General features: G+C 38.3%; 27 protein-coding genes and 2 pseudogenes. 19 read left to right on the top strand and 10 right to left on the bottom strand.

Annotated features, from left to right (window positions below):
* Positions 1 to 35: 35 nt before the first annotated feature.
* Genes NA23_RS00510 through NA23_RS00545 form a run of 8 tightly spaced genes read left to right on the top strand, consistent with a single transcriptional unit; the run spans position 36 to position 9,682 of the window.
* Entirely contained in the window at positions 36 to 1,271 is a 1,236-nt protein-coding gene (locus tag NA23_RS00510; RefSeq protein ID WP_014450733.1) for a sugar transferase, read from the top strand.
* 49 nt (positions 1,272 to 1,320) lie between these two features.
* Positions 1,321 to 2,550, top strand: a complete 1,230-nt coding sequence (locus NA23_RS00515; protein ID WP_033191498.1) for a glycosyltransferase family 4 protein — start codon at positions 1,321 to 1,323, stop codon at positions 2,548 to 2,550.
* A complete protein-coding gene (locus tag NA23_RS00520) occupies positions 2,547 to 3,608 on the top strand; it encodes a polysaccharide biosynthesis protein (RefSeq protein WP_203225722.1) in 1,062 nt (353 codons plus the stop codon). Before NA23_RS00515 ends, NA23_RS00520 begins: the two co-directional genes overlap by 4 nt.
* A gap of 15 nt (positions 3,609 to 3,623) precedes the next feature.
* Complete coding sequence (locus tag NA23_RS00525) at positions 3,624 to 4,733, top strand: capsular polysaccharide biosynthesis protein CapF (protein WP_033191497.1); 1,110 nt, start codon at positions 3,624 to 3,626, stop codon at positions 4,731 to 4,733.
* A 6-nt stretch (positions 4,734 to 4,739) separates the two neighbouring features.
* Positions 4,740 to 5,867 (top strand): non-hydrolyzing UDP-N-acetylglucosamine 2-epimerase, encoded by a 1,128-nt coding sequence (gene wecB, locus NA23_RS00530; protein WP_033191496.1) that lies wholly within the window; start codon positions 4,740 to 4,742, stop codon positions 5,865 to 5,867.
* Positions 5,867 to 7,096 carry a glycosyltransferase gene (locus tag NA23_RS00535; RefSeq protein WP_033191495.1) on the top strand — a complete coding sequence of 410 codons (1,230 nt, stop codon included), beginning with the start codon at positions 5,867 to 5,869 and terminating at the stop codon, positions 7,094 to 7,096. Before wecB ends, NA23_RS00535 begins: the two co-directional genes overlap by 1 nt.
* Positions 7,074 to 8,543, top strand: coding sequence for an O-antigen polymerase (locus tag NA23_RS00540; RefSeq protein WP_236938707.1), 1,470 nt, complete (start codon positions 7,074 to 7,076; stop codon positions 8,541 to 8,543). The genes NA23_RS00535 and NA23_RS00540 overlap by 23 nt, the downstream gene beginning before the upstream one ends.
* Positions 8,522 to 9,682, top strand: a complete 1,161-nt coding sequence (locus NA23_RS00545; RefSeq protein ID WP_033191493.1) for a glycosyltransferase family 4 protein — start codon at positions 8,522 to 8,524, stop codon at positions 9,680 to 9,682. The genes NA23_RS00540 and NA23_RS00545 overlap by 22 nt, the downstream gene beginning before the upstream one ends.
* Before the next feature lie 426 nt (positions 9,683 to 10,108).
* On the opposite strand, the gene NA23_RS10665 is transcribed toward NA23_RS00545, so the two are convergent.
* The gene (locus tag NA23_RS10665; protein WP_427854518.1) at positions 10,109 to 10,432 is read right to left on the bottom strand and encodes an IS1/IS1595 family N-terminal zinc-binding domain-containing protein; all 324 of its coding nucleotides are present in this window, start codon (positions 10,430 to 10,432) and stop codon (positions 10,109 to 10,111) included.
* Between the two features lie 29 nt (positions 10,433 to 10,461).
* On the opposite strand from NA23_RS10665, the gene NA23_RS00555 reads away from it, so the two are divergent.
* The 5 genes from NA23_RS00555 (at position 10,462) to NA23_RS00575 (ending at position 15,688) form a co-directional block, all read left to right on the top strand.
* Entirely contained in the window at positions 10,462 to 11,514 is a 1,053-nt protein-coding gene (locus NA23_RS00555) for a CDP-glycerol glycerophosphotransferase family protein (protein ID WP_033191491.1), read from the top strand.
* Positions 11,515 to 11,529: 15 nt separating this feature from the next.
* Positions 11,530 to 12,924: a 2-C-methyl-D-erythritol 4-phosphate cytidylyltransferase gene (gene ispD, locus NA23_RS00560; protein ID WP_033191490.1), complete on the top strand. Its 1,395-nt coding sequence runs from the start codon at positions 11,530 to 11,532 to the stop codon at positions 12,922 to 12,924.
* 281 nt (positions 12,925 to 13,205) lie between these two features.
* Entirely contained in the window at positions 13,206 to 14,633 is a 1,428-nt protein-coding gene (locus NA23_RS00565; RefSeq protein ID WP_033191489.1) for an oligosaccharide flippase family protein, read from the top strand.
* 354 nt (positions 14,634 to 14,987) lie between these two features.
* A complete protein-coding gene (locus NA23_RS00570; RefSeq protein WP_014450749.1) occupies positions 14,988 to 15,269 on the top strand; it encodes an AbrB/MazE/SpoVT family DNA-binding domain-containing protein in 282 nt (93 codons plus the stop codon).
* Positions 15,266 to 15,688 (top strand): type II toxin-antitoxin system VapC family toxin, encoded by a 423-nt coding sequence (locus NA23_RS00575; RefSeq protein WP_033191488.1) that lies wholly within the window; start codon positions 15,266 to 15,268, stop codon positions 15,686 to 15,688. Before NA23_RS00570 ends, NA23_RS00575 begins: the two co-directional genes overlap by 4 nt.
* Positions 15,689 to 15,968: 280 nt before the next feature.
* On the opposite strand, the pseudogene NA23_RS00580 reads toward NA23_RS00575, so the two are convergent.
* Positions 15,969 to 16,157, bottom strand: a pseudogene (locus NA23_RS00580) (DDE-type integrase/transposase/recombinase); the annotation flags it as partial.
* A 231-nt stretch (positions 16,158 to 16,388) separates the two neighbouring features.
* Between NA23_RS00580 and NA23_RS00585 the strand changes: the two are divergent.
* Both NA23_RS00585 and NA23_RS00590 read left to right on the top strand, forming a co-directional pair.
* Positions 16,389 to 17,642, top strand: coding sequence for a glycosyltransferase family 4 protein (locus NA23_RS00585; RefSeq protein WP_033192799.1), 1,254 nt, complete (start codon positions 16,389 to 16,391; stop codon positions 17,640 to 17,642).
* A 34-nt stretch (positions 17,643 to 17,676) separates the two neighbouring features.
* Positions 17,677 to 19,107 carry a lipopolysaccharide biosynthesis protein gene (locus NA23_RS00590; RefSeq protein WP_033192798.1) on the top strand — a complete coding sequence of 477 codons (1,431 nt, stop codon included), beginning with the start codon at positions 17,677 to 17,679 and terminating at the stop codon, positions 19,105 to 19,107.
* A gap of 114 nt (positions 19,108 to 19,221) precedes the next feature.
* On the opposite strand, the gene NA23_RS00595 is transcribed toward NA23_RS00590, so the two are convergent.
* Both NA23_RS00595 and NA23_RS00600 read right to left on the bottom strand, forming a co-directional pair.
* Positions 19,222 to 19,410: a hypothetical protein gene (locus NA23_RS00595; protein WP_052107308.1), complete on the bottom strand. Its 189-nt coding sequence runs from the start codon at positions 19,408 to 19,410 to the stop codon at positions 19,222 to 19,224.
* A gap of 93 nt (positions 19,411 to 19,503) precedes the next feature.
* Complete coding sequence (locus tag NA23_RS00600) at positions 19,504 to 19,656, bottom strand: hypothetical protein (protein WP_249477094.1); 153 nt, start codon at positions 19,654 to 19,656, stop codon at positions 19,504 to 19,506.
* Positions 19,657 to 19,914: 258 nt separating this feature from the next.
* On the opposite strand from NA23_RS00600, the gene NA23_RS00605 reads away from it, so the two are divergent.
* Both NA23_RS00605 and NA23_RS00610 read left to right on the top strand, forming a co-directional pair.
* On the top strand, positions 19,915 to 20,196 hold the full coding sequence (locus NA23_RS00605) for an AbrB/MazE/SpoVT family DNA-binding domain-containing protein (protein ID WP_014450749.1): 282 nt from the start codon (positions 19,915 to 19,917) through the stop codon (positions 20,194 to 20,196).
* A complete protein-coding gene (locus NA23_RS00610) occupies positions 20,193 to 20,615 on the top strand; it encodes a type II toxin-antitoxin system VapC family toxin (protein ID WP_033191488.1) in 423 nt (140 codons plus the stop codon). The genes NA23_RS00605 and NA23_RS00610 overlap by 4 nt, the downstream gene beginning before the upstream one ends.
* Positions 20,616 to 20,895: 280 nt before the next feature.
* Here the strand turns inward: NA23_RS00610 and NA23_RS00615 are convergent, their stop codons facing one another.
* The gene (locus NA23_RS00615; protein WP_231882302.1) at positions 20,896 to 21,078 is read right to left on the bottom strand and encodes a DDE-type integrase/transposase/recombinase; all 183 of its coding nucleotides are present in this window, start codon (positions 21,076 to 21,078) and stop codon (positions 20,896 to 20,898) included.
* A gap of 146 nt (positions 21,079 to 21,224) precedes the next feature.
* Between NA23_RS00615 and NA23_RS00620 the strand changes: the two are divergent.
* A pseudogene (locus NA23_RS00620) lies at positions 21,225 to 21,512 on the top strand (zinc ribbon domain-containing protein); the annotation flags it as partial.
* 304 nt (positions 21,513 to 21,816) lie between these two features.
* Here NA23_RS00620 and NA23_RS00625 read toward each other — a convergent pair.
* Entirely contained in the window at positions 21,817 to 22,110 is a 294-nt protein-coding gene (locus tag NA23_RS00625; protein WP_033191486.1) for a hypothetical protein, read from the bottom strand.
* A gap of 170 nt (positions 22,111 to 22,280) precedes the next feature.
* On the opposite strand from NA23_RS00625, the gene NA23_RS00630 reads away from it, so the two are divergent.
* Positions 22,281 to 22,934, top strand: coding sequence for a DUF3800 domain-containing protein (locus tag NA23_RS00630; RefSeq protein WP_033191485.1), 654 nt, complete (start codon positions 22,281 to 22,283; stop codon positions 22,932 to 22,934).
* A gap of 292 nt (positions 22,935 to 23,226) precedes the next feature.
* Here the strand turns inward: NA23_RS00630 and NA23_RS00635 are convergent, their stop codons facing one another.
* The 4 genes from NA23_RS00635 to NA23_RS00650 all read right to left on the bottom strand — a co-directional run bounded on the left by NA23_RS00635 (position 23,227) and on the right by NA23_RS00650 (position 26,100).
* Positions 23,227 to 24,663 carry a hypothetical protein gene (locus tag NA23_RS00635; RefSeq protein ID WP_033191484.1) on the bottom strand — a complete coding sequence of 479 codons (1,437 nt, stop codon included), beginning with the start codon at positions 24,661 to 24,663 and terminating at the stop codon, positions 23,227 to 23,229.
* A gap of 210 nt (positions 24,664 to 24,873) precedes the next feature.
* Positions 24,874 to 25,368 (bottom strand): hypothetical protein, encoded by a 495-nt coding sequence (locus NA23_RS00640; RefSeq protein ID WP_145974429.1) that lies wholly within the window; start codon positions 25,366 to 25,368, stop codon positions 24,874 to 24,876.
* 138 nt (positions 25,369 to 25,506) lie between these two features.
* The gene (locus NA23_RS00645; protein WP_033191482.1) at positions 25,507 to 25,887 is read right to left on the bottom strand and encodes a hypothetical protein; all 381 of its coding nucleotides are present in this window, start codon (positions 25,885 to 25,887) and stop codon (positions 25,507 to 25,509) included.
* A gap of 39 nt (positions 25,888 to 25,926) precedes the next feature.
* Positions 25,927 to 26,100 (bottom strand): hypothetical protein, encoded by a 174-nt coding sequence (locus tag NA23_RS00650; protein ID WP_158510121.1) that lies wholly within the window; start codon positions 26,098 to 26,100, stop codon positions 25,927 to 25,929.
* Between the last annotated feature and the right edge of the window lie 190 nt (positions 26,101 to 26,290).

The raw sequence follows: 26,290 nt of genomic DNA on the forward strand, positions 1-26,290 counted from the left end.
AAAAGAGTTAAATCATTGGAATTGGGGGGGCTTTCTTGAGCCTGCAGTTTATAGCAAATTACGTCATTTTAGCAACATCTGGGTTACTTGTGACCAAAAACTACTATATGTCCCTTTTATACCCATTTTTAATTATCACAACTTTGTATGCTTTTAAATTCTATGAATACTCAGACGACTTAAACGAGGCGCTCTCAAGAAGTATTTTTGGAATTACTATTGGTTCGCTCTTTCTTTTCGCATTCTGTAAGCTCTTTGATATACAATTTTTCACAAAAAAACTTATGCTTATATTACTTATCTTCATTTTCATCCTCCCATTTCTCAATTACATATTATCAAAAATATCATCGAAGACAATTAAGCCAATTCGCTATCTTGTGGTTGGAAGAAAATCAGAAATTTATAGCATTCTTAAGGAAATCGAAGAAAAATCAAAGGGAAAGTATCAATTTGTAGAATACATTAACCCATCACCGGTGACATTCAAAGAGAAAATAGCACAATACGATAATGTTCTCATAACAGACCCGCAACTTGAAAAAGAAATCGGAAACGAACTGGAGCAAATTAGGCAAACTCACAAAATCGAATATCTTCCAAACTTAGCAGAAATGGTTTTAAAACGCATCCCTCTTGAAGTTATGCAAAAATTCGAAGAATACTACAAAGTTTACTTTGACAACATCAAAGAATCTCCGGCAAAAAGAGTAATGGACATATTCTTTTCACTCATCGGGCTGGTTGTATATTCTCCAGTGATATTGATATCGGCGATATGGATATTCCTCGAAGATGGAAAACCAATTTTATTCAAGCAACAAAGGGTTGGCAAGAACGAGAAAATATTCGAAATAGTCAAACTTCGTTCATTAAGAAATACTAAGATAGATGTAAGCAATCCAAATAAGGATATTGAACAGAGAGCTCTAAAAATAGGTAAGTTCATAAGAAAAACAAGAATAGACGAATCAATACAGTTCTGGCTTATTCTAAAAGGTGACATGAGTCTTGTGGGGCCAAGACCAGAAATGGTTGAATATCACGAAATGATGAAACCACACATACCGTATTATACATATCGTCTCTTGGTAAAGCCGGGTCTAACTGGCTGGGCACAGATTAATTACAAGCATTCGTCGACATTGGAAGAATACAAAATAAAGACGGAGTATGATTTGTACTACGTCAAGAATCGAAGTATCTTTCTGGATTTGAGAATAATTCTGCAAACTTTGGAAAGATTGGTGTTCAAAGATGGAGCTAGATAACAGACTAAGGTTTATTTTACCCTACATAGCTTGGTGAGGTGGCTTTGTTTTGGCAAAGCACATACTTATAGTTGCCCAAGTTTTCTACCCAGAGCAGTACAGAGTTAATGACCTAGTGGCTGAGTGGACAAAAAGGGGTTACAAAGTTTCAGTTCTTACCGGTATCCCAAATTATCCAGAAGGCAAGTTCTATAAAGGATACGGTTTTTTTAAAAGGCGTCATGAATATTACAAAGGAGCAGAGATTTACAGAATTCCAATAATCCCCAGGGGAAGAAATTTTTTTACATTATCGCTTAATTACCTTTCTTTTGCATTATCTGGAATTATTTGGTCTCTGTTTGCAAGATTAAGAGCAGATATAGTTTTCGTGTATGCTGGTTCACCGATAACTCAAGCCTTGCCAGGAATAGTATATGCCAAAAGGCGGAAGATTCCGTGTTTTTTATATGTTTTGGATCTATGGCCAGAAAACGTAGTCGCTGTCACAGGTGTCAAAAATCGGGTTTTTGTCGGAGTGATTAAGAAGCTGGTGAGTTACATATACAAAAACTGCACAAAAATCTTTGTCCCATCAAAGGCTTTTATTGAAAGCATATTAGAAAACGGTGGAACAAAGGAAAAATTAGTTTATTGGCCACAATATGCAGAGGATTTCTATAGACCGCTAAGTGAATGTAGTTACGGCTCTTACATACCTCAAGACCGTTTCAATATTGTATACGCTGGCAACATTGGATACGCCCAAGGATTGGATATTTTAGTAGAAGCCGCAAAAAATCTGAAAAGAATAGGTGCACCGGTTAGATTTAACATGGTTGGAGATGGAAGTTATAAGGAAGAGCTCATAAGGAAAATTCAGGAAGAACAAGTCGAGGATTTTTTCAACTTTCTTGGAAAGCAACCAGCCGAAAAAGTCCCGGAAATGATAGCATGTTGTGATGCGACATTGTTAGTTTTACGTGACAACCCAGTTTATGAAAAATACATTCCGGCTAAACTCCAAACATATTTGGCATGTGGAAAGCCAGTAATCGTATCAGCAAATGGTGAAGCGACGAACATAGTGCGAGACGCACAGGCTGGAGTTGTCTGTCCCGCCGGAGATGTGGAATGCTTGACGCAGGCAATACTATACTTGGCAAGTACTCAAAAAGGGACTTTGGAAAAAATGGGGGAAAACGCCCTTAGATATTCCAAAAAACATTTTGACAAAAATAAGTTGCTGTATTTAATGGATGAATATATCAAGGATGCGATTGCGGAGGTGAGGAAATGAGTATCTTTACTGGGAAGACCCTTCTCATCACAGGGGGAACTGGAACTTTTGGAAATGCTGTACTTAGAAGATTTCTCAATACTGATATAGGAGAGATAAGAATATTCTCACGCGATGAAAAGAAACAGGATGATATGCGAAAGCTTTACAAAAATGACAAGATCAAGTTTTACATAGGGGACGTTCGAGATTTACAGAGTGTTCGTAATGTAATGCCTGGGGTAGATTTTGTGTTCCATGCAGCAGCTTTAAAACAGGTACCCAGCTGTGAGTTCTTTCCACTTGAAGCAGTAAAAACAAATGTAATTGGCACGGATAACGTTCTCACCGCTGCAATAGAATTTGGTGTGAAGAAGGTTGTATGTCTTTCGACTGATAAAGCACCCTATCCTGTCAATGCGATGGGCATGACAAAGGCTCTTATGGAAAAAGTGGTACAAGCAAAATCGAGAACGGTGCCCCCCGATAAAACCACGATGTGTATTACACGTTATGGAAACGTTATGGCCTCAAGAGGGTCTGTTATTCCTTTGTTTGTTCACCAAATTAAAACAGGTCAACCCTTAACAGTAACACACCCTGAGATGACAAGATTTCTCATGAGCATAGACGAAGCGGTAGACCTTGTTTTGTACGCAATGGAGAATGGAAAAAGTGGAGACATCTTAGTCCAAAAGGCTCCAGCTGCACGCGTAGGAGATTTAGCTCAGGCTATAAAAGAATTGTTTGAAGCAGACAACGAAATCAAAATAATTGGCATTCGGCATGGGGAAAGAATGCATGAAATTCTTCTCACCAAGGAAGAACGCACAATTGCAGAGGACCTTGGCAATTTCTTCAGAGTACCAACTGATACAAGAGACCTAAACTATGACAAATACTTCGTTGAAGGCGATCTTAGGGTAGAAAATGTTCAACCTTATGCTTCAAACAACACAACAATCTTAAACATAGAGCAAATCAAAGAAAAGCTCTTGTCTCTTGAATACATACAAGAAGAACTGGCTGAGTACAAGAAAGAAAAAATAAGAATTTTTCAAATAGAAAAATTCGTATAGTGAGGGTTGATTGGAATGAAAATCCTCGTGACCGGTGCCAAGGGATTTGTTGGGAAAAATCTTGTTGCACAACTTAAAAACCTTGGTTATAACGAAATTTATGAGTATGACAGGGAAGCTGAAGAAAAACTTCTATATGACTATACTAAAGAATGTGATTTCGTTTATCATTTAGCAGGTGTGAACAGACCTCAATCTGAGGAAGAATACATGGAGGGGAATTACGGATTTACAAGAAAACTCATAGAAGCTCTTATACAAAATGAGAACAGAGCTCCTATTCTCTATGCATCTTCCATTCAGGCAGAGCTCGATAATCCATATGGAAGAAGTAAGAAAGCTGCTGAAGACCTACTTTTTGAATTCCAAAAGAGTCACGGCAATAAAGTCCTAGTGTATAGACTGTCAAATTTGTTTGGAAAATGGAGCAGGCCCAACTACAACAGTGTTGTTGCAACGTTTTGCTACAACATAGCCAATGATTTACCAATAGAAATAAGAGATCCCAACGCAGTTTTAAGGCTTGTATATATAGACGATGTGGTAGACGAATTTATCAGAGCAATGAACGGTCAAGAGACAAGAAAAGGTCAATTTTGTGAAATACCGAGGACATATACAATAAGGCTCGGTGACTTGGCAGAGATGATTTACAGTTTTAAACAAGCTCGCGAAGACCTATCGGTTCCCAAATTATCTGATGAGTTCGTTAAAAAGCTCCATGCTACGTATTTATCGTACTTACCAAAGGATAAATTTGGATACAAGTTAAAAATGAACGTCGACCACAGAGGCTCTTTCACAGAGTTTCTAAGAACACCAGATAGGGGACAAATTTCTATAAATATCGTAAAGCCTGGTGTCGTAAAAGGTAACCACTGGCATAATACAAAAAACGAAAAATTTCTCGTAGTTAGCGGTAAAGGTGTTATTAGACTAAGAAGAGTAGATTCAAGTGAAGTTATCGAATACCATGTGTCAGGTGAGGAACTTCAGGTTGTTGACATACCACCAGGTTACACTCACAACATTGAGAACACGGGCGATGCAGATATGGTAGTTATAATCTGGGCAAATGAACCTTTTGATCCAGATAAGCCGGACACATACTACTTGGAGGTTTGAGCGATAATGAAAAAACTTAAAGTTATGACTGTTGTTGGAACTCGACCAGAAATAATTAGACTTTCCGAGGTGATTAAGAAACTTGACAGTTGCGAAGCTATAGAACACATCTTTGTGCACACTGGTCAGAACTACGACTATGAACTAAACCAAATATTCTTTGAAGACTTGGGTCTAAGGAAGCCTGATTACTTCCTTGATGCCGCAACCGGTTCCCCGATTGAGACTATAGGGAACATACTTATCAAAATAGATCCCATTCTCAATGAAGTTAAGCCCGATGCTTTCCTCGTTTTAGGAGATACTAACAGCTGTCTTGCGGCAATAGCTGCTAAAAGAAGACGGATACCGATATTTCACATGGAAGCTGGTAATAGGTGTTTCGATCAAAGAGTCCCTGAGGAAACGAACAGAAGAATAGTTGATCATATCGCTGACATAAACCTTACATACAGTACCATTGCTCGCGAATACTTAATTAGAGAAGGCTTTCCACCAGACAGGGTAATAAAAACTGGCAGTCCGATGTACGAGGTAATACATGCCAACATGCAGAAGATACAAAATTCTGATATACTTGAACGCCTCGGACTTGAAAAAGATAAATACTTTGTAGTATCATCACATAGAGAAGAAAACGTTAACGATGAAAAAAACTTTTTTGATTTGGTAGAGAGCTTGAATGCGATCGCAGAGATTTATGGATTGCCGATTATAATGAGCACACATCCCAGAACAAGGAAAATGCTAGAAGCAAAGGGTATAACCTTTCATCCATTGATTAGAACACTTAAGCCTCTGAGTTTTAGTGATTACGTAAAGCTCCAGATGAATGCAAAAGCAGTCCTTAGCGATAGTGGTACGATAAGTGAAGAAGCGTCTATACTTGGACTAAAGGCTCTTAACATAAGACAAGCACACGAAAGACCTGAGGCAATGGAAGAAGCAGCAGTAATGATGGTTGGACTAAAAAAAGATAGAATACTCCAAGGACTCAAGGTTCTTGAAATGCAAGAAAACCGTCGAATGAGGATAGTAGATGATTACAACGTTCCAAATGTTTCCGATAAAATTGTTAGAATAATCCTTTCATATACCGACTACGTAAGGAGAGTCGTTTGGGGAGAGTACTGATGAGAGTCTTACAAATTAACTCGGTTTGTGGTGTTGGAAGCACTGGGAGAATAATGTTGCAGGTTCATAACACTTTGAAAGAAAAAGGTCACGAAAGTTACCTCGCATACGGACGTAAGCCAGTGAGAAATTGCGAGGAAGCTATAAGAATAGGGAATGACCTTGACGTGTACTCTCATGTTTTACTCACTCGAATGTTTGATTTGCATGGATTTGGTTCAAAGAAAGCAACAAAGGAATTTGTAAAAACTCTGGAGAAAATTAACCCAGACATAATACATCTACATAACATACACGGGTACTACTTGCACATAGAGGTACTTTTTGACTTTCTAAAACGATATGATAAGCCCGTTGTTTGGACCTTGCATGACTGCTGGGCTTTCACAGGTCACTGTGCTCATTTTCTCTATGCAAGGTGTGATAAATGGAAGACAGGCTGTTATTCATGTCCAGAAAAGAAGGCATATCCCAAAAGTGTTTTTTTGGACAATTCTAAATCAAATTATCAACGAAAAAGAAAAATCTTTACTGGTGTTAGAAACATGACATTGGTAACACCATCTCAGTGGTTAGCAGGACTGGTCAAGGAATCCTTTTTGGCAGAGTACCCAGTAAAAGTAATTCCAAATGGTGTTGACGTGTCTATCTTCAAACCAACTCCGAGCGATTTCAGAAAGAGGTTTGGGTTGGCCAATAAGTTTGTGATACTCGGAGTTGCTAATGTATGGGATAGGAGAAAGGGTTTCGACTATTTCTTAGAATTGTCTAAATATCTATCCGATGACGAAGTTATCGTACTTGTTGGGGTATCAGATAAACAAATTAAAATGCTACCAAGAAACGTAATAGGTATAAAGAGAACCAGCTTAGCAAAAGAGCTTGCCGAAATTTATACAGCAGCAGATGTGTTTTTTAATCCCACGTTAGAAGACAATTATCCAACCGTAAATCTTGAAGCACAGGCGTGTGGAACATATGTAATAACCTTTGACTCTGGCGGTTCTAGTGAAACTATCGTTTCAGAGAAATCAGGGATGGCTATAAAACCTTGCAGCGCCAAATACATCTTGGATTTGGTAAAAAGCCTGAAGTCAATTGGTACAAAAGGTGTAATTATAGAGAGTTCGATGAGAAGTGTTATTTCTCACCAGTTTATGGTAAACTCATATATTGGCTTGTACGAAGAGTTATATTGTGAAGGGAATGAAAAAGTTGTTGGCGTCTAATTCTAGATGTACAAGAAGCGCACAGATTTATGACTCTAAAGTGTTATTTATAATTATTGCAATAATCGTTTCTTATACCGCTTACCTAACATTATTAACTCCCAAGCTCAATCCTGGGCTACACTGGGTAGCTATTCTTACCTTTTTGCTCAACGGCTCATTCTTTTTAATACAGTTAGCAACTATATCCCCGCTCGGATTTAGTCTCAAAGAGATATATTATTTGTTTATGGTAATTTTCATGTTCGTAGCACCGCTTATCCAATACATTTCTGGACAGTTTCCTTGGTGGGATACATACTTGTTAACAAATGAAAGAATTATTTATGCTAACATTCTCATTTTGCTCTTCACGGTGCTATTTGAGCTAACATATATAAAAACGAATGAACGTGCCAAAACATTTCTGGGAAAGATTTTTCAGAAGGAAATTAAACACCACAGGCTTTACATCTCTTGGTTGTTGATTGTCTCAGCTTTTTACTTTGCTTACCTGCTTCGGGAAGCTTCAACTATTGTTCTTTTGTTTTCCAGAGGTACCTATGGGGAAGTCTTCACAGATGTATCTCAGCCTGTTATGCTGATTTTGAACATTACCTTTGGCGGAATTTCGGTACATCTCTTAGCTTATGTTATTGCTACGGCAAGAAAGCGTGCGTCTATTAATCGCATACTTCTGGCTTTGGCGTCGTTACTGGTTATACTGGAAAATTTTCCAACAGGAAGAGCAAGATTTTGGACGGGGGCAGTTTACTTGGGAATTTTTATAGTTTGGAAAAGAACCTTTAAAAAGAAAAATTTGTTTAAAGTAATTTTTATAGTAAGTTTCATAATACTATTTCCACTTTTGAACCTTTTTAGAGCACAAGCCATTAACGAAGCACTTGGTTCGAACATCAAACCACCAACCATTCTTGAAACTATAACTACCGGTGATTTCGACGCCTATTCAATGTTTGTAAGAACCATAGCGGTAGTTCACGAGGAAGGACCAACAAATGGGAGACAACTCCTAGGCAATCTGCTTTTTTTCGTTCCCAGGTCTATGTGGCAGAATAAACCTGTGGGAAGTGGTCATGAAATAGCTCAAAGACTTGGGTGGAGCTTTACAAATGTGTCATGTCCGCTCGTGGGAGAGGCATACATTAACTTCGGGATTTTGGGAATACCATTGTTTGCAATTGCACTTGGCTATGTGACGAAAAAGTTAGATTCCTTATATTATGGCTCTATAGTTCGTTTTAGTAGTAATGTGCTGGTGATAGAATTACTTTACCCTTTTTACATAGGATTCCTGTTTTTCATTCTTAGAGGGGATTTGCTCAGCTCATTGAGCTATACTATAGGCTTTTCGATACCGGTCTTTGTTGAGATTTTATTTGAGAAAATCTTGCCAAGTAAATTGCTTGGAAGGAGTGTGGTAAATTGGGAAAAAAGCGTTTATTAATAGTTCATAACATTGCTTGGAGTCATTATAAAGCATTACTCTTCACAAAGATTTATGAGATAAGTCAGAAGCATGATGTCCACATGCAAGTTATCCAAGTCGCTTCGACTTCTGGGAATAGAAAAGGGATAGGTGATGTTGATTATTCGATTCATAAGTATCCATGTAATGTTTTATTTAACACCAATTTCGAAGAAATTCCACTTTTGAGAAAAATAACCTCACTTGTTGCTCAGGCTAAAGCATTTAAGCCTGACATTATTGTACTACCAGGGTACGATGATATGGCATGGTGGGCCGTTGCATTTTATGGAAAACTCTATAAAGTAAAGGTGGGAACAGTCATCGAAACTAATGAGTTTGATAAGAAAAGATATTTTTTCAAAGAGGTTTTGAAAAAAATATTTTTAGGAATGTGTGATTATGTTTTACCTTGTGGAACAAAAGCGAAGGAATACATGAGAAAATTAGGTGTGCCTGAAACAAGGATATCTGTTGTTCCATTAACAACTGATGTTGAGAAACTTATTGAACTGTCACAGGATGCTAAGTCCAGTCGTTCGATGATTCTTGACAAATATGGAATTTCAAAAACAAGAAATTTTATTTACGTTGGTAGACTTAGTCCAGAGAAAAACCTAAAACTTCTAATACAAGCCTTTAACGAACTTAAGAAGAAAAATCCAAAGGCGGAGAAATGGGGACTTGTTGTTGTGGGTGACGGACCTCAAAAAGAGGAGTTGAAAACTCTGGCTTCTGATTTAAAAGTTGATGGTATTGTTTTTACTGGAGGCACTTCGTGGGATGAGGTTCCCAAGATAATGGCAGTTTGTGATGTTTTCGTTCTTCCAAGCATTTCGGAACCATGGGGACTGGTGGTAAACGAAGCTATGGCGTGTGGATTACCTGTTGTTGTTTCAAAGAAAGCGGGAGCATATTGGGATTTAGTGAGAGACGGTGAAAATGGATTTGGTTTTGACCCAGAGAGAAAGGATGAGCTGGTAGGAATATTGGATCGTTTGGTCAATATGGAAAAAGATTTGGAAAAATTAGGAGCTGTTAGCAGGCAAATTATAAGCAACTATACCATTGAAAAAGCAGCAGAAAGATTCTTAAGAGCGCTTAATTTGATAAGTTGATTGTTTGTAGATTTTAGAGACCACTCTCCGTTATTTTTAGAGCTTAGAAAAACTGAGGAACATAGCGGATACGACGGACAGCATTAGCTTGTAGTGACGGTAGATTGACTTGTAGTGATGAAAGAAGTTAATTATGAACCGGCGCTGTTGATTTTTTTCCTTTGTTATTTTTAGAAAGGTTCCTAATGATGCCAAAGCCGTTAATACATAAATCAAGGTTGTCAGTTTCCTCAAGCTTTGCTTTAGTCGGAAGAAGTCTGTTAGTATTGATATTTTTAAACAACGTCTTTACTGCACTTTCATATACGCCAAACGAAAGCTTTTAAGACGAAAAAGATAGGGAAGCGGAAGTATTTAAAGTTCTCAGGAATAAGAGTGACTGGTTCAGGAAGGTTAAAAGGTACTCTATCTTTGGTATGACAAGCTCTAGAAGACAACGAAAGAGCGATGGACTTTGTAAATTTGTATAGATTTACCACAAGAAGTGCATTTGGGATAAGGGAAAGGGAATTTTTTGCGTTTGTGAGAATGGGAAAGTTTGAAAGAATGATGGCAGAGTTTGCAAAGGAATTGTTGGTTACCGTATTTGTCGTGACAGTTTTTGTACAAGCTGGTGGAACCGCATTTGGGACAGGAGAGCGTTGAGTTGTTCATATCGGGATACCTCCTTTGTCGAGAGTTGGTTGGGGGGTGTCCCCTCTTTAAAGGATAATGCGGTTTTTGGAAAGTTTCAATACTTTTAGTTAACATTATCTACTTTTACGTAGGAGGTGTTTTCATTGAAAGTTATATACACAGTTTTCGATTATTTAGAAGAAGATGATCGATATGGACTAGTGGAAAGGCTCAATGCTACGAGCATTCTGCTTCATAGTAAAACTGGAAAAATAAATAAGGTTTTATCTCGAGCAATGGTGATAGGAAGATGCTTATTCGATCGCGGAATTCTTGTAACTCAGAGCAAGCAAAGAATTATGGCTGTTTTAAAAAGAATGGGGTTCAAAACCGTTTTTTTAAATCACGGCTGGGGCACCAAACGCACGCCTTCGCACCTTGTCTCTAAAAATAGAAAAGAACTAAAAGACTCCAGATTGGTTAGAAAGTACACAGACTATGTCATATGTTACAGTGACTTTGACAAGACCTATTTTCTCCGACATCCTTTACTTGATGATCTTCCAATGCCTGAATTTGTTCCTCTTGGACATCCGAGAAACGATTTTTTGGTCAAGAATAAAGATAACATTGGGTACAAGTCAGAAGTAAGAAAAAAACTTGGGCTACCAACAGATGCAAAAGTCATTTTAATAGCTCCAACTTATAGGGACATTCCCGAGTACAATGTTGAAGTTCTCAACTTGTATATTAGGGAATTAGAGAAATTGCAAAGATATTTAAATGAGAGGGTCTACGTATTGTACAGGCCGCACTATTCCATAGTGAGTTTAGAATACCAAAATTGGAAGAATATTATAGTTTGCGACAGTAAGAGGTTTCCAGATCCTAGACCTCTGATGTTAGCTTCTGACTTGCTCGTAACTGATTACAGTTCTATTTTTGTTGATTATCTTCTCATAGACCGTCCAGTGGCGTTCTTCCAGCCTGATATAGAGAAATACCAAGAAGTAAGGGGGTTGGCAATCGATCCTGATAATAAAGTTCATATGCCAGGTCCAAAACTCAAAAGTCTCAAGGAAATACTTGAACTTTCTGAAAAAGATTTTGCCGAGTACGACTTAGAAGTTTCTAAAAAGTTTTTTCATAAGTTTACAGACGGCGGTGCTACCGAAAGAGTGGCGAGTTTTATTAATAATCTTCTTAGAACAATATGAAAGGAGGTCTGAAAATTGAAGAAGACCTACGTTATAATTTTAGCTGCTGGAAGTTCAACACGATTCGGTGGCGAGATTCCTAAGCAATTTTCCAAGTTAGCCGGTAAGCTTGTTATTGAGCATACTATTGATATTTTTGAGAACCATCCCTTGATCGACGAAATAATAATAGTTGTAAATCCACAGTTTAGGTTCTATGTGGAAGAAATTGTTACCAAGAATAATTTCAGAAAGGTAAAAAAGATACTAAACGGTGGGAAAACACGTCAAGAAAGCTCTAAAATAGGTGTTTTTTCCATAGATGACGATGATGATGATGCTTACGTTCTGATTCACGATGCCGTTAGACCTTTTGTCTCAGACAAGACTATAAGTGAAGTTATTCGTATGCTGTATGAATATGAATCCGTCGATGTTGCGATAGATGCGACTGATACTGTTATAATGCGTGATGAAACAGGTACTGTCGTTCGAGACATACCAGATCGGAGCAAACTGATGCTTGGTCAAACCCCACAAGGATTTAGACTTAGTGTTATCAAAGAAGCTTATAAACGCTTTGAGGAAAATCCTCTGAAAGTTACAGATGATTGTGGTCTGGTTGTAGGATACGGTCTGGGTAGAGTAGGTATCGTCAAAGGAGAAAGATTTAACATTAAAATTACTTACCCAGAAGACCTATACCTGGCTGACAAGATTTTTCAGGTTAAGAGGTATTTGCTCACGCAAGATGTGTCACATTTTGACAGTTTGTCTGAAAAAGTTGTCTGTGTGTTTGGTGGAACTAGTGGTATTGGTAAATCCATTGTCGAGATGGCAAGGTCATACGGCGCACATGCTTACGGCTTCTCCCGAAGAACAGGAGTTGACGTTAAAAATGCTGAAAGTGTTAGGAAAGCTTTAGAGGAAGTTCATAACAAACATGGACAAATTCACTATGTTGTAAATACTGCAGCTATAATGAACTTAGGTACTATAGAAGCAAGGGAATATGACAGTATTAAGGAGGAAATAGAGGTAAACTATCTTGGTTCGATAGTTGTAGCTAAGGAAAGCTATAGGTTTTTAAGAGAAACAAGAGGAATGCTACTTTTGTTCGCCTCAAGTTCTTACACGCGTGGTCGAGAGTTATATTCTATATATTCCTCAACCAAGGCTGCTATCGTAAACTTAGCACAAGCGTTAGCCAACGAGTGGTCTGCGACTGGAATCAAAGTGAATGTTATTAATCCTGAACGCACAGATACAGAATTAAGAAGGAAGAACTTCGGATACGAAGATAGTTCTATGCTGTTATCTCCAGAGCATGTTGCACGTATTTCGTTGTCCGTTCTTCTCTCAGACTTAAATGGGCAAGTTGTCGATGTTAGAAGGCATGACTATACCGAAGGTTTCGACTTAAATATTTAACTTGCTGGCTTCTTGTACCTCTGTTTAAAATTCGCTTACAGTTGAAAGCTGTTATAAAACTTTCAGATCTTCCAAAGTCTAAATTCCCACATTTATATTCCAAAACTAAGCTCATATTAGGGTTCAAAGCGAAGAAATGTTTTTAGACTTATTTAAAAAATATATTGTTTTGCGTATCAAGTAAGGTTTTGTGATTTGATTAGGGGTGTCTAAACGGAAAAGCCTTAACTCTCTGAAACAATTAATCGATGGATTTTTCATGCTATCAAGGGGGAATTTGGTTGAAGAAATACTTGAAGTTGTATCTAACATTTTCCTTAGGGACTTGGTTTAAAGCAGCGGTAACCGTGATAACAGCACCATTAATAAGTTATTTGTTAACACCAGATGAATTTGGTAGAGCGTCAATGTATAGTATGTTTTTCCAAGCTCTATACACCTTAATGTTCTTGGGAAGTGACCACGCTTTTTTCAGATTTTTCTACGAGAAAAGTGAAAGCGGTAGACGTGAGCTACTATGGAATTGTCTTTATCCTTCTTTGACAACATCAACAATAATAGCTGTTCTTGTTTTTACATTTGGTGATGCCATCAATAGGTATCTTTACGGAGAGCAGTATAGGTATGTTTCTTTGCTTCTCGTCATTACGATATATTTGTCACTTTTTCAAAGGTATAACGCTTCTATAGTGCGCTTACAGAAAAAGGGTTTCCTCTATTCAATAATCGAAGTTGTCAATTCGCTTGCAACCGCTCTATCTACAATTGTGCTCGCAAAAATAACCCACGGAAGCTTTTACTCCATTATAGTTGGACAACTTATTGGCTATTTGGCAAGCTTGCTTGTAGGAATCCCTCAGTTCAAAGGGTATTGGAAACCAACTGCTGTTTCATTGAAGGATATACGAGAGTTGTTGGCGTATGGCTTACCATTTGTGCCAGCACTTTTGATGGGGTGGTTGTTCAGTTCCGTCGACAAAATTAGCCTTAGACAGTATCGTACGTATACAGAAATTGGTTTGTACTCTGTAGCTTACAAAATAGCGTCTGCTTTATTATTAGTCCAAGCTGGTTTTACACTAATATGGGGTCCGACGGCATTTGAAAGGTATGAGCAAAACAAAGATGATAGAACGTTTTTTAAAAAAGCTAATTCAGTTGTGAGTTTTGCCATGTTTTCATTTGGAATGGTTGTTTTTATTTTCAAGGATTTGTTAATACTGCTTTTCTCAAGGAGTTATAGAGAAAGTGCACAAATTCTTCCCTTTTTGATACTCGTGCCTGTAATGTTGACTATTTCCGATACTGCGCAAATAGGAATCAGCATCAGTAAGAAAACTTATTGGCATTTGGCAACAACTATTATGGCAACTGCTGCTAACTACCTGGGCAATAGACTTATGGTTCCATCGTTAGGGGCTCGCGGAGCAGCTATCTCAACAGGTTTATCTTACATTCTCTACATGTTTGTAAGAATGTTCATTTCCGAGAGGCTGTTCCCTGTAGGATATGACATAAAGCGAATTTCAGTGAGTACTTTAGTAACATTAGCAGTTTTGGTAGTGGGCACGTTTAATCATTCGTACACTGTAAATGTTTTGGTTGGAGTCTCAGGGTTGGTGTTAATTACTTTCATGTATGGTGAAGAGTTCAAGATTCTTCGCAGCGAGCTCTTAAGCCTTCTTAGGAAAAACGTGTCAAGTGAATAAAGCGAAGAACACTTTGAGTCTTTGGAATACAGCTTTTCAATCGGTGATTTTAAGCAATTGCAATTAAACCGACTTGCGGCATTGCATAGAGGACTTGGTAGAGTTTTTGTTTGCTCATAGCCCAGTCTTTGCACATGACCTTGTGCTGGTTTGTAAATTGCCGGTCTGTAATTTGCCCAGACATTCGTCATTCCCAATCGTTTTTATATTTCTCTTCTGAACGATTTTCTTAACATTTGTGAGTTATCCTTTTATTGCCAGAAGCACCTTTTAGAATGTTTCAGGTCATTTTGGATTTTACATAATAAAGTTAGAACAGCATGATATAATATAATTATCCAGGAGGTGATAGTAATGCATGAAATTGTACAGTCTTCCGCTATTATTTCAAGTAGAGGTCAGGTGCAGATTCCAGCAAAAATACGAAAGGCAATAGGTGCCCAGACGGGAGATTTGGTCATCTTCCGTATGCTTGATGATGGAACTATTCTGATGAAAATAGTGAAAAGGAAAAGACTTTCTGAGTTGTACGGCTCTTTAAAATCAGGTGTGAAGTTTTCAAGTTTGGAAGATGAGACAGAGAACACCAAAAAGATGTGGACGGCTAAGAGGGAAAGTGAGAGGATGAAGAGATGAAAAAATACTGGATTGATGCAAACATCATCCTAAGATACTTGCTCAACGATAACGATGAATTGTCACCAAAAGCAAAGCATGTAATGGATATGGCGGATAAGGGAGAAATTACACTATTAGTATCTGTGATAACCATTGCTGAGGTTGTATGGGTATTAGAATCGTTTTATGAAATTGCAAAATCCCAAATCGCAGATACTTTGTCGGTATTTGTGTCATCAAGAGGTATAGAATGTGAGGAAAGGGACAACGTGCTCTTGGCTCTTGAGGGCTACAAGTCAAGGAACGTGGATTTTATTGACGCATACCTTGCGCAACATGCTCTAAGCTCAGATGCAGATGGAGTAATAACTTTTGACAAGAAACATTTTGCAAGATTAGGCGTGAAAATATTTGAACCAGACGTTTTTCTAAAGTAGCATCGTTTCTGATAGTCAGAAAGCTCACTGGGGACGTCTGATATTGCTGTAGTTCCTACTAGCTGAAGGGCAATCGTTCTTGGTGTGTTTTTATTGGTTGTGTTGGCTTATTGAAATAATTCAATTCACTATAGGGGATATTATTGTAAAAGAAAAAGTTATACACAAACGACAAGTTCTACGAAAATCTCGGATCTTATACTATCTCCCGGAAAAATGGAAAAGAATGATGTGCTGATGATGAAAAAAATCGAGAAGTATTTCGGAAAAACAGATAGTGTTAACTTATAGTGATGAAAGAGTGTAAGTGTGAAAGAATGAGATTGATATTACCATTGTGCGTTTTCCAAAGATTCTTCACTACACAAAAACCTTGAATATATTTCGCTAAATTCTTCGTATTCTTCAGTCCTCGCTCGAGTCGGAAAAAGTCTTTCAGTAATGAAAACTTAGATTCACACATGTTTTTACCATATGATACTACTTGGGTAAGAAAGCATTGACTTGTTCATCTTTGGGAAACGTGTTCTTGTCAGGAATTGGTTGGGGAGTGCCCCTTTTTAAAGGTTAATGCGCTTTTTGGAAAGTTTTAATACTTTTTTCTGACATTATTCTATGACAAGAGGATAGGTCTAATGAAACATTCCGGGCATCATTAATCAACGTCGCTCGGTGAACTTTGTTAAAGAGGTGGATTCACATGAAAGTTTTCGTCCTGACGAACCTTTTTCCACGTGAGGTGAATTTGGCAAGCGGTTCGGCAGATGGAGTATTCATAACAAGGAGGATCGAACAATGCGTTAAACTCGGCATTGATTATACAGCGGTGCCGGTTTGGTTCAAAGATGGTTGGCTAGACAGCCTTGCAAGACGCTTACTCAGAAAAGAGCAGATTAACCCGGTTAAAGAATTCAACGGGGTTCAGTACTCGCGGGTGGATTGCAAAAGAAAGGCCACCTGGTTGGTGTGGAGATTGATTAGAAAGATAAATCTGATCACTGAAGAGCACATAATAGCAAAGCAAGCCGAAAGTTTTGCACGCTGTGTGGAGTCACGTTTTGACTTATCCAGTTTCGACTTGATCCATGCCCATGGAATGTACACACCACCAGCAGGTTTAATCGCACAGATTCTATCTGAAAAGTATTCAAAACCATACGTTTTGACTGTTCATGGAAGCGATGTTAATATTCTCATGGAGAAAAGAAAGAAGGTCTACTTGGACGTTTTCGAGTCGGCTCAAGCGGTGATTTTTGTCAGCAACGCACTTCTGGAGAAAGCAAGATCTTTTGGTTACTCAGGTAAAAACGCTGTCGTCATTCCAAACGGGTACGATCCACAGATTTTCAGATCGCTCGACAAAGACCAAGTGAGAAGACAGCTTGGAATATACACCGAAGGGTACAAGTACGTTGGGTTCGTGGGAAATTTGATAGAGATAAAGCGAGCTGATAAACTTGTTGAGATATTTGACATGATTAGAAAAGGATATCCAAAAGTTAAGTTTATTGTAGTTGGAGTTGGACATTTGAGGGATAAGATGGAGCAGGAAGCGGAAGATAAAGGGTTGGAGGTTTTGTTCACAGGAAGGTTAGACCAATCTGAGGTAGCGAAATACATGAATGCAATGGATGTTATGGTTTTACCAAGTAGAAATGAAGGCTGGCCATGTGTTGTCTTGGAAGCCCAAGTATGTGGAACATGTGTGGTGGGGAGCAGCAACGGGGGGATTCCAGAAGCGATTGGGTTTCAAGAATACGTGGTTGAAGAAGGACCAGATTTTGAGGAAAGGTTCGCAAAGAAAGTCGTTGAAGTACTACGAAGTGGATATGATAGGCAGAAGATTGTTCAAAGAGCCCAGAAATACACCTGGGAGTACATTGTGAAGATGGAGAAACAGGTCTATGAAGCTGTACTGCAAGAAAAGAAAGAAGAATGTATAACGATAGACTGAAACAAGGTTATACCCTTTCGAAGGAGAGCCATAAATGAGCACGAGAAAATACTTTAAATCTTTTCTTTCCTTTTCAATTGGCACGTGGTTGCGTGCGTTTATTTCTGTTTTCACAACACCAATAATCACTTACTTGATAAATCCTGAAGAATTTGGTAAAAGTGCGATGTATGCAACAGCTTTTGGTGTAATTAACACAACTGTGCTTTTTGGAACCGACCAGGCTTTCGTAAGATTTTTTTATGACTACGAAGAAGACAGGAAAAATGAACTTCTATGGTCGTGTCTTTTGCCTTCTGTTTTTATTGCTACTATTCTCTCGCTGTTTGTCTTAGTTCTGTCGGACAGAATCAGCGTAGTGTTGTATGGTCAGAGATATGATTTTATAAACCTCATGCTCGTTGTAAATATATACCTGTCATTGTTCCAAAGGTACAATCAATTGATAGTAAGGATGTTAAAGAAAGGGATGCTCTATTCTTTGATAGATATAGTTGCCGCCATTTCAACAACAGTTTTTACGATAATCTTTGCACTAATCAGTCGCACATTTTACTCGGTAATTTTGGGAGGATTTGTTGGAACACTGCTTGCACTTTTAGTAGGTATTTCTCAAGGGAAGAGCTATTGGAGGGTAACGAAACCAAGGAAAGAAGAGTTAAAAGAAGTTCTTAAGTATAGCGCTCCATTTGTGCCAACCATGTTGTTGTTTTGGTTGTTTAGTTCAATAGATCGAATAAGCCTAAGGCAATATAGCACATTTGTGCAGATAGGAATTTACAGTGCGGCTTTCAAGGTTGTACAAGTACTAACCTTAGTACAAAGTGGTTTTACCACATTCTGGGTACCAACAGCGTATGAAAGATACTCAAAGGATAATCAGGATACATCATTCTTTGTGAGAGCCAATGAAATGGTAAGTTTTGTTATGTTTTCGGTTGGTTTTCTTCTTTTGGGTTTTAAAGATATATTGTTTTTGTTGTTGGCAAAGTCATATAGAGAAAGTAGTATGGTGTTTCCATTCTTAGCATTCTTGCCAATAATGTATTCTATTTCTGAAACAACGGTAGTGTGGATAAACTTTAAGAAAAAAAGTTATTGGCATATGTTGATAGCGACGGTTTCCGCTTTAACAAACTACATCGGCAATACAGTATTAGTTCCGATTTACGGAGCCAGAGGTGCGGCAATATCAACCGGGATATCGTATATTGTATTTTTCTGGATGAGGACTTTGGTTGCGATGAAGTTGCATCCGGAAGCAGGATACAATTTGAAGAAAGTTACATTGGTAACTGTTTTGATGTCAACTGTTGCGTTAATTGAGACGTTTCAAAACAACGTTGCGGTGAATATGGTTTTGGGAGCATTGGGGATAATAATTACGATAATTGTTTACAAAGAACCTTTTACGTTAGTAAAAAAAGAGTTTTTGGATGTTCTAAAGGCGCGACTTTTGAGGTAATCGTATGAAACCTGAGTTAGACCAGGACTTCTGGAGATATTCTTTTGTAGGCAAGTAGTCCGATTTTGCAAGGTTTTGGTATACCCCATGAATACAAAGACCACAAACAGCTCCTTACCACCCCATCCCAAGCACCCACATCGGGATACAATTTCTAACAGGCAGGTCTATATCGTCTCGGATGACAAAATCTGCCAGTTTTGGGTTTTTGTTTGCTCCTCCGAATTCCAGGTGAATCCCGTTGAAAACTAAATCTGCTTTTGTTTCGTCTTTTTCAGCAAATGGTGTCCCGCGATTTTTCAATGCGAAGACATCCTGCTTCTAAGACATTGTAAATAACAGGGTCAGCGAAGAATATCTTTGAACCTTTGGAGCTTGGCTTTTCAGCCGGTGATTTTAAGTAATTGTAATTAAACCGACTTGCGGCATTGCATAGAGAACTTGGTAGAGTTTTTGTTTGCTCATAGCCCAGTCTTTGCACATGGTCTCGACGTTAATGTTGACTATTGCTTTGACGGTTTTCAGTGAGTTTCCCAGCAAATCATACAAACATTTATGCATTTTCTAGGGAGGTTTTCTCTCAGTAAAATTTCCTTCCTACTGCTGGTTTGTAAATTGCCAGTCTGTAATTTGCCCAGACTTTCGTGATCCTAGATCGTTTTTACATTTCTCTTCTGAGCGATTTTCTTAGTATTTGCAAGTTGTCTTTGCTAGAAACACCTTTCCAAATTTTTAATGTCATTATAGATTTTGCATAATAAAGCTAGAATAACATGATATAATATAATTATCCAGGAGGTGATAGTAATGCATGAAATTGTACAGTCTTCCGCTATTATTTCAAGTAGAGGTCAGGTGCAGATTCCAGCAAAAATACGAAAGGCAATAGGTGCCCAGACGGGAGATTTGGTCATCTTCCGTATGCTTGATGATGGAACTATTCTGATGAAAATAGTGAAAAGGAAAAGACTTTCTGAGTTGTACGGCTCTTTAAAATCAGGTGTGAAGTTTTCAAGTTTGGAAGATGAGACAGAGAACACCAAAAAGATGTGGACGGCTAAGAGGGAAAGTGAGAGGATGAAGAGATGAAAAAATACTGGATTGATGCAAACATCATCCTAAGATACTTGCTCAACGATAACGATGAATTGTCACCAAAAGCAAAGCATGTAATGGATATGGCGGATAAGGGAGAAATTACACTATTAGTATCTGTGATAACCATTGCTGAGGTTGTATGGGTATTAGAATCGTTTTATGAAATTGCAAAATCCCAAATCGCAGATACTTTGTCGGTATTTGTGTCATCAAGAGGTATAGAATGTGAGGAAAGGGACAACGTGCTCTTGGCTCTTGAGGGCTACAAGTCAAGGAACGTGGATTTTATTGACGCATACCTTGCGCAACATGCTCTAAGCTCAGATGCAGATGGAGTAATAACTTTTGACAAGAAACATTTTGCAAGATTAGGCGTGAAAATATTTGAACCAGACGTTTTTCTAAAGTAGCATCGTTTCTGATAGTCAGAAAGCTCACTGGGGACGTCTGATATTGCTGTAGTTCCTACTAGCTGAAGGGCAATCGTTCTTGGTGTGTTTTTATTGGTTGTGTTGGCTTATTGAAATAATTCAATTCACTATAGGGGATATTATTGTAAAAGAAAAAGTTATACACAAACGACAAGTTCTACGAAAATCTCGGATCTTATACTATCTCCCGGAAAAATGGAAAAGAATGATGTGCTGATGATGAAAAAAATCGAGAAGTATTTCGGAAAAACAGATAGTGTTAACTTATAGTGATGAAAGAGTGTAAGTGTGAAAGAATGAGATTGATATTACCATTGTGCGTTTTCCAAAGATTCTTCACTACACAAAAACCTCGAATATGTCTCGCTAAATTCTTCTTATTCTTCAGTCCTCGCTTGAGTCGGAAAAAGTCTTTCAGCAATGAAAACTTGGATTCACACATGTTTTTACCAAATGATACTGCTTGGCCAAGAAAGCATTGAGTTATTCATCTTGGGGGACCTGCTTTTGTCAAGAGTTGGTTGAGGGGTGTCCCCTCTTTAAAGGATAATGCGGTTTTTGGAAAGTTTCAATACTTTTAGTTAACATTATCAAGCACAGGTACTGGGGAGTGAAGTGAAACTTGTCCCAGAAGAATATACGAGCCCGATCTGCCCAGTATGTGGCGACAAGAATCATGCAGATGGTCGGAACTATGAATGCAAGAGTTGCGGATTTAGATATCACAGGGACGGAGTAGGCGCGATAAACATTTTGCAAAGGTATCTTGGAAAAAAATTCCAAGTAGTAGCGGGATTGGCACCCGTCAGAGGAGTGAGGTTTAAACCACACCTCTGTGGCCATGGAGTTAAAAACGCTCCATGGAAGGCAGCCTAAATGAGCAGCTAAGAATCCCACCCCCTTTAGGGAATTGGGAGTGTCAAGTGAATATTGGCTCTTGATAAAAGGACGTCGAGAAGAGGTATTATGTTTCTTTGGTCTACCTTTCTTATGTTCAACAATGCCAGAAATTAGAAAGTTTTTGATCCAAGTTTGAACACTATGCTCATAAACACCTAAGAGAAAAGCAACTGTACTTTTTGGAAGGTGTTCATCCAACAATGTTGTAAATGACCAGTTCCATGCCTGAATTAAAATAGCCGACCAGGGATACCCCGGTCGGTTTTTTGGTATTTTCTGCTTAGTCATCTTCTCCATCAGAGTAAAATAGTTCATTGACTTCTGCCAACTCGTCAGGAGAGACGTAGTCAAAGCGAATGGGTGTGAATGGCAAGTGTGTGCATTTTGGGGGTTTTTTGCCGTACATCATTATAGATACTACTTTGTTTCTTATGTACCAGTTCAAAAACTGCTCTTCATCTCCCCTTCCGTCGGATTCTTTAAGGCCTACCATTAGAACATACCAAATAGTCTGTTCAAGGTCTTCATACGAATAGAGGAATGCTTGTTGATACCCCAAAAGTATGCGGTCCATATGCTAAGGCATGCTTTTATTACTAATTCGTGTATTATCAGGTAAGTGCATAGGGATTTGGCGTGGTAAAAGATATCTTATACTTTGAGGTGCTAAACAGCGTGAAAGGAAGTTGGATGATAAAATATTAAATAGGAAGCTGAACATATCCACAAAGGAGGTAGCTGAACATGGAAGTTACGCATTTTGCATTCTGTGATGAATCGAACTGGAATCAAGGAAGGTTCAGAAGTATTGCAATGGTAAGTGTGCCTGCTAAAGAGTTCCAAGGTATTCAACGGGATTTCAAAGAAATACTAACTACCAATGGAAAGCAAGAATTCAAGTGGAAGAAGATACACGATGCGGTTTATAAGAGAATAGCATATGCTTTTGTGGATAAAGTGCTCTCCTTAGCAACGCAAGAAGAAAAGTTAATAAGAATTGATATTCTAATATGGGATATAAAAGATAGAAGGCACGACATTCCTGGAAGGGACGACGAGTTAAATTTGCAGGTGATGTATTATCATCTTTTCAAGAATGTGATAAGCCAGCGCTGGGACGGTGGTGCCGTCTGGCATCTAATGCCTGACCAGAACACGGTGGTGAACTGGAATCGACTAGAACAGTACTTATTAACATATACAGAAAACAAACAATTAACAAAGGGGCCAATTTCGTTCTTCGAGTTTCTAAAACGGGAATTTTCAATTGCAAGAATAACTCCCGTGGATTCTAAAAATTATCCTCTGGTCCAGGTTGCCGATTTGTTTGCCGGATTGGCCGTGTGTTCTTATACCAATATTTTCATTCTGAGTGTAAAAAGAGAAAAATGGGAGTGAGTTTACTCGAGACAAATGGTTTGAAAACATGGAATCCAAAGAACCCTATCAATTTCTGGTTTTACACTCCCCAGCATGAAAACGATAAAGCACCGACGAGATGAGAAAATGCACTACGTATTAAACTTGTTAATGTTTTGTTAATACATGTTCTTGGTTTGCCTCATACCTTTCGTTTTGTTTATCAAGCTCATAACACAAAATTAGCGAAAAAACAAGTGGCAAAAGCTTGTTTGAAGACAATTCGATTTTCAACTCTAATATATTTCGGAACAGCCTCAGCAAATGTTCATTAGCCACCTAATGGTACGTTGATATTTCGATGCAACTGGTTTGCTGAGCTGTAGTCAATGTAATCACCAGAATAGTTCAGCAGCTTGAGGAAACTCCTGTGTAAAAGTGTTCTGTACGCCATAGATAGCCGCAATAATCTTTCGTATTCATTAGGCGTTTTAGGAGTCCCCCCATGTATTAGAGCGTTTCTTTCTCTTATTGCTTCTTTTTCAGTCTTGCCGATTCTCAGTCCTATGCGTTCCAGAAAGAGTTCAATTTTCTCGCTCATTCCTATACTATTAGCGTTTTGTATCTTGCTAATAATGCGTTCTTTGAAGTCATAGTCTTTTAATTTTTGTTTTAGGGCCTTAAGTTCTGGCTTAATTAATTCTTTCCACTCATCGTTTGGAACGTATGTTTTCAAATCGTTTTTGTTTTGTAAATCGAGGTACCTTTTAGCCAACATTTCCAGTGCAGATTGCATGATTGGAATTTGTAATTCCAGAGGAACTTCCAATGAGTAGAATAGTCTTACCAAAAAGTCGTTTAGTCCGAGCTTGTCACGTAAATTCAGATATTGTAAAGTCAGAACTGAAAATGTCTGTTCAAATTGTAATGGATTCGTAGGAACTGGGATTGGAGGAACAGGCTGTTTTCTGCATTTTGCAACGATATTTTCACCCCAAGGGTTGAGTCCAACAGCTTTTATAGGCCTTGAGTTAAAGTCATACGTTGTGTAACCTACTTTTAGAAGGTGTTTTCCCAAAATAAACCCTGCTATTTCGGAGATCGCTTCTTCTGTCTCTTCCTCAGGTAACCCCCATTCCTTTCGGTATTCAATTGCCAAGTTACGCGACCAATTGGGACCAAATTCCTTGGGTACCAGTGCAACTATGAATTTTGTTTTACCAATGTCAACAAAAAAGAAATCAAAAGCCACAGCTGTATTACCTTGCTCGAGCACTCGTATACTGATCGGTTCTGAGATGCGTCTTTCTAATTTGTACTCGGTTGTCAATACCCTCTGAGTTTTTCTAAAGAAATAGAAATTTTCGTTCCAACCCGGACCGTTCAAGTACCAATACACGATTCTAGATTCATCATTTTCTTTGGCGTTTTGCCAACGTATTTCTATTTCGTTGCAAGTTACGTCAAACCGAAATGGAACGTTGCGGGAACTAAATTCCGTTTCTTTCACTAAGCAACCTTTTGAACTCCATTTCACCAAACTGCTCAAACATGATCCTTCTAAGTCAAATTCTCCATCTGAGCCAATGAGCTGAAAATACTCTGGCACTATGCTATCTGATGAGATCGATAGGATTAGTCTGTACATCTCATCGCGTTCAATCTTAATTTTTTGGTAATGAGTTATGCTGTCTTTGGTCTCTTTTTTACAATCAAAAGCAAGATCAGGAAAAAAGGCTTCCCATTCAAGAAGGTTTTTAATATTCACCCATAAGCACCTCCTACTTGTGAAGTTTGATTTACAGCTGTTCGTCTGGCTGAGTTATGAAATGTGTAAATGACTAAACGGTTACTTCAATATATTCATCCTCTCTAATTTTGTCTTGAATGTGCCAAAGCTTGCATTTGTTGGTTTGACTACTATTCCGATGGCTCTAGCATTTATTACTTATGCAGCACGGAGCGTATAGCATTTTCGTCACAAGCGCCAGCGACAGCAAATACATCTTCTCCAACAAGGAAAAGCACCAACAAGACAGATGTCGGAAAATTCAGCTGTACTGAGGTGAATTTTTGAAATTTCCTTGTACTGACTTTTGAGACTCTTAAGGTTGTTGAGACCGTTGGAAGAAACTGCTACTCCAATTTTCAATTTTCTCATACTCTCGTCCCAGTGAGTCCCGTGGTGTGGAGTAATTAGTACATCGAAGCACGTTCTATTACCTTGAGCAAGTTTATTGACTACTTCTTGTATATCTAAAGAGGAAGCATTTCTATTACCAAGGTCCCCCATGAAAAGTAATTCATCGTCTTTATAAAAAGCCAGGCTAAGGCGGTTAGTAACCTCTCTCATTTTCTTGTCTGCATCGCGCGTAGCCTTTGGGATTGATTTTTGAACATCCTTAATGAAACTAGGTTCGAGTTCAGTTTCGTCTGTTTCTTTACCTGAGTGCTCGAACCGAATTTTTTTCAACTCTTCTGAGGAATAAAACAATTCAACGTTACGATCACTTTGTTCGGGGGATGACGGTGTTAAGTAATTGACTATTTTGCTTTTCCTGAAAAATTCATCAACGTTTTTAAGTAGCGGATCTACTTCAAGTGCTTTTTTTTATGACTCTAAGGCAGATTTGACATCCTTATATATACTCTCATCGTTTTTGACTGTTTTTGGTGGCCAGAGTATGGTTAGGTAGTCGTTCCGAATTTCAATTATGTCTCCTTGTGACAATGGTTTAAACTTAAATTCTTGATTCACAACTTTCTGCATGATTCCAAGAAAGTCAACCGGTACGAAATATTTATGTTGGTAAATAAAGCTGTATTTATAGATCGTAAGTGTTGCGTTTAAGCTTGCAAGAGCTAAAGCAATATCACTGTCTGGCAGTGATGGTTTCCCTTCTGGCGATTCAATATCAGGCACTGCTGGAAAGTAGACAAAGCGTGAGCCATGGTAAGCAATGTCACCGAAGGTTATCCCGTTCTTTGCCATATATATTAGCCCATTATAATGGTCCCAGTGGTAATGGGATTAAATAAAGCTCTCCAATATTTGTCCTTTCTTTAAAACTCTAAGCAGCCCTTTAAAAGGCGTTGTCAGGCTATTCAGTGAACCACAATCGATTACAATAAGAAATTCGTCGCAAGAGGTTCTGATACCAACGCAAAGTCTGTGATCGACATCCGCCACCTTCACGCACTGCATTCTTATCCCACCTTTCGCGTTTTGAACGGTTTAGGTGTTACAAGATTAAAAAGTTCAAAAAAACTCGCAGTTAATTAAAAGTGAAAACAGCTCTTGTGGTAATTTTGCCATGGCGTTTATTTCAGAGTTATGGTACAGCAAATGTCAAGCTATACATAGGCCAAATGATATGTCTTTACTAAAGCGATAT

It is taken from the genome of Fervidobacterium islandicum, from assembly GCF_000767275.3.
Classification (GTDB): Bacteria; Thermotogota; Thermotogae; order Thermotogales; family Fervidobacteriaceae; genus Fervidobacterium; species Fervidobacterium islandicum.

What these genes read in the sequence shown, in the direction of transcription:
- NA23_RS00625 (WP_033191486.1), bottom strand. Translation starts at nt 22,110, where the DNA reads ATGGACCGCATACTTTTGGGGTATCAACAAGCATTCCTCTATTCGTAT.
- NA23_RS00520 (WP_203225722.1), top strand. Translation starts at nt 2,547, where the DNA reads ATGAGTATCTTTACTGGGAAGACCCTTCTCATCACAGGGGGAACTGGA.
- NA23_RS10665 (WP_427854518.1), bottom strand. Translation starts at nt 10,432, where the DNA reads ATGTTAACTAAAAGTATTGAAACTTTCCAAAAACCGCATTATCCTTTA.
- NA23_RS00540 (WP_236938707.1), top strand. Translation starts at nt 7,074, where the DNA reads ATGAAAAAGTTGTTGGCGTCTAATTCTAGATGTACAAGAAGCGCACAG.
- NA23_RS00570 (WP_014450749.1), top strand. Translation starts at nt 14,988, where the DNA reads ATGCATGAAATTGTACAGTCTTCCGCTATTATTTCAAGTAGAGGTCAG.
- wecB (WP_033191496.1), top strand. Translation starts at nt 4,740, where the DNA reads ATGAAAAAACTTAAAGTTATGACTGTTGTTGGAACTCGACCAGAAATA.
- NA23_RS00590 (WP_033192798.1), top strand. Translation starts at nt 17,677, where the DNA reads ATGAGCACGAGAAAATACTTTAAATCTTTTCTTTCCTTTTCAATTGGC.
- NA23_RS00535 (WP_033191495.1), top strand. Translation starts at nt 5,867, where the DNA reads ATGAGAGTCTTACAAATTAACTCGGTTTGTGGTGTTGGAAGCACTGGG.
- NA23_RS00650 (WP_158510121.1), bottom strand. Translation starts at nt 26,100, where the DNA reads ATGCAGTGCGTGAAGGTGGCGGATGTCGATCACAGACTTTGCGTTGGT.
- NA23_RS00630 (WP_033191485.1), top strand. Translation starts at nt 22,281, where the DNA reads ATGGAAGTTACGCATTTTGCATTCTGTGATGAATCGAACTGGAATCAA.
- NA23_RS00525 (WP_033191497.1), top strand. Translation starts at nt 3,624, where the DNA reads ATGAAAATCCTCGTGACCGGTGCCAAGGGATTTGTTGGGAAAAATCTT.
- NA23_RS00610 (WP_033191488.1), top strand. Translation starts at nt 20,193, where the DNA reads ATGAAAAAATACTGGATTGATGCAAACATCATCCTAAGATACTTGCTC.
- NA23_RS00585 (WP_033192799.1), top strand. Translation starts at nt 16,389, where the DNA reads ATGAAAGTTTTCGTCCTGACGAACCTTTTTCCACGTGAGGTGAATTTG.
- NA23_RS00575 (WP_033191488.1), top strand. Translation starts at nt 15,266, where the DNA reads ATGAAAAAATACTGGATTGATGCAAACATCATCCTAAGATACTTGCTC.
- NA23_RS00605 (WP_014450749.1), top strand. Translation starts at nt 19,915, where the DNA reads ATGCATGAAATTGTACAGTCTTCCGCTATTATTTCAAGTAGAGGTCAG.
- NA23_RS00615 (WP_231882302.1), bottom strand. Translation starts at nt 21,078, where the DNA reads ATGTGTGAATCCAAGTTTTCATTGCTGAAAGACTTTTTCCGACTCAAG.
- NA23_RS00645 (WP_033191482.1), bottom strand. Translation starts at nt 25,887, where the DNA reads ATGGCAAAGAACGGGATAACCTTCGGTGACATTGCTTACCATGGCTCA.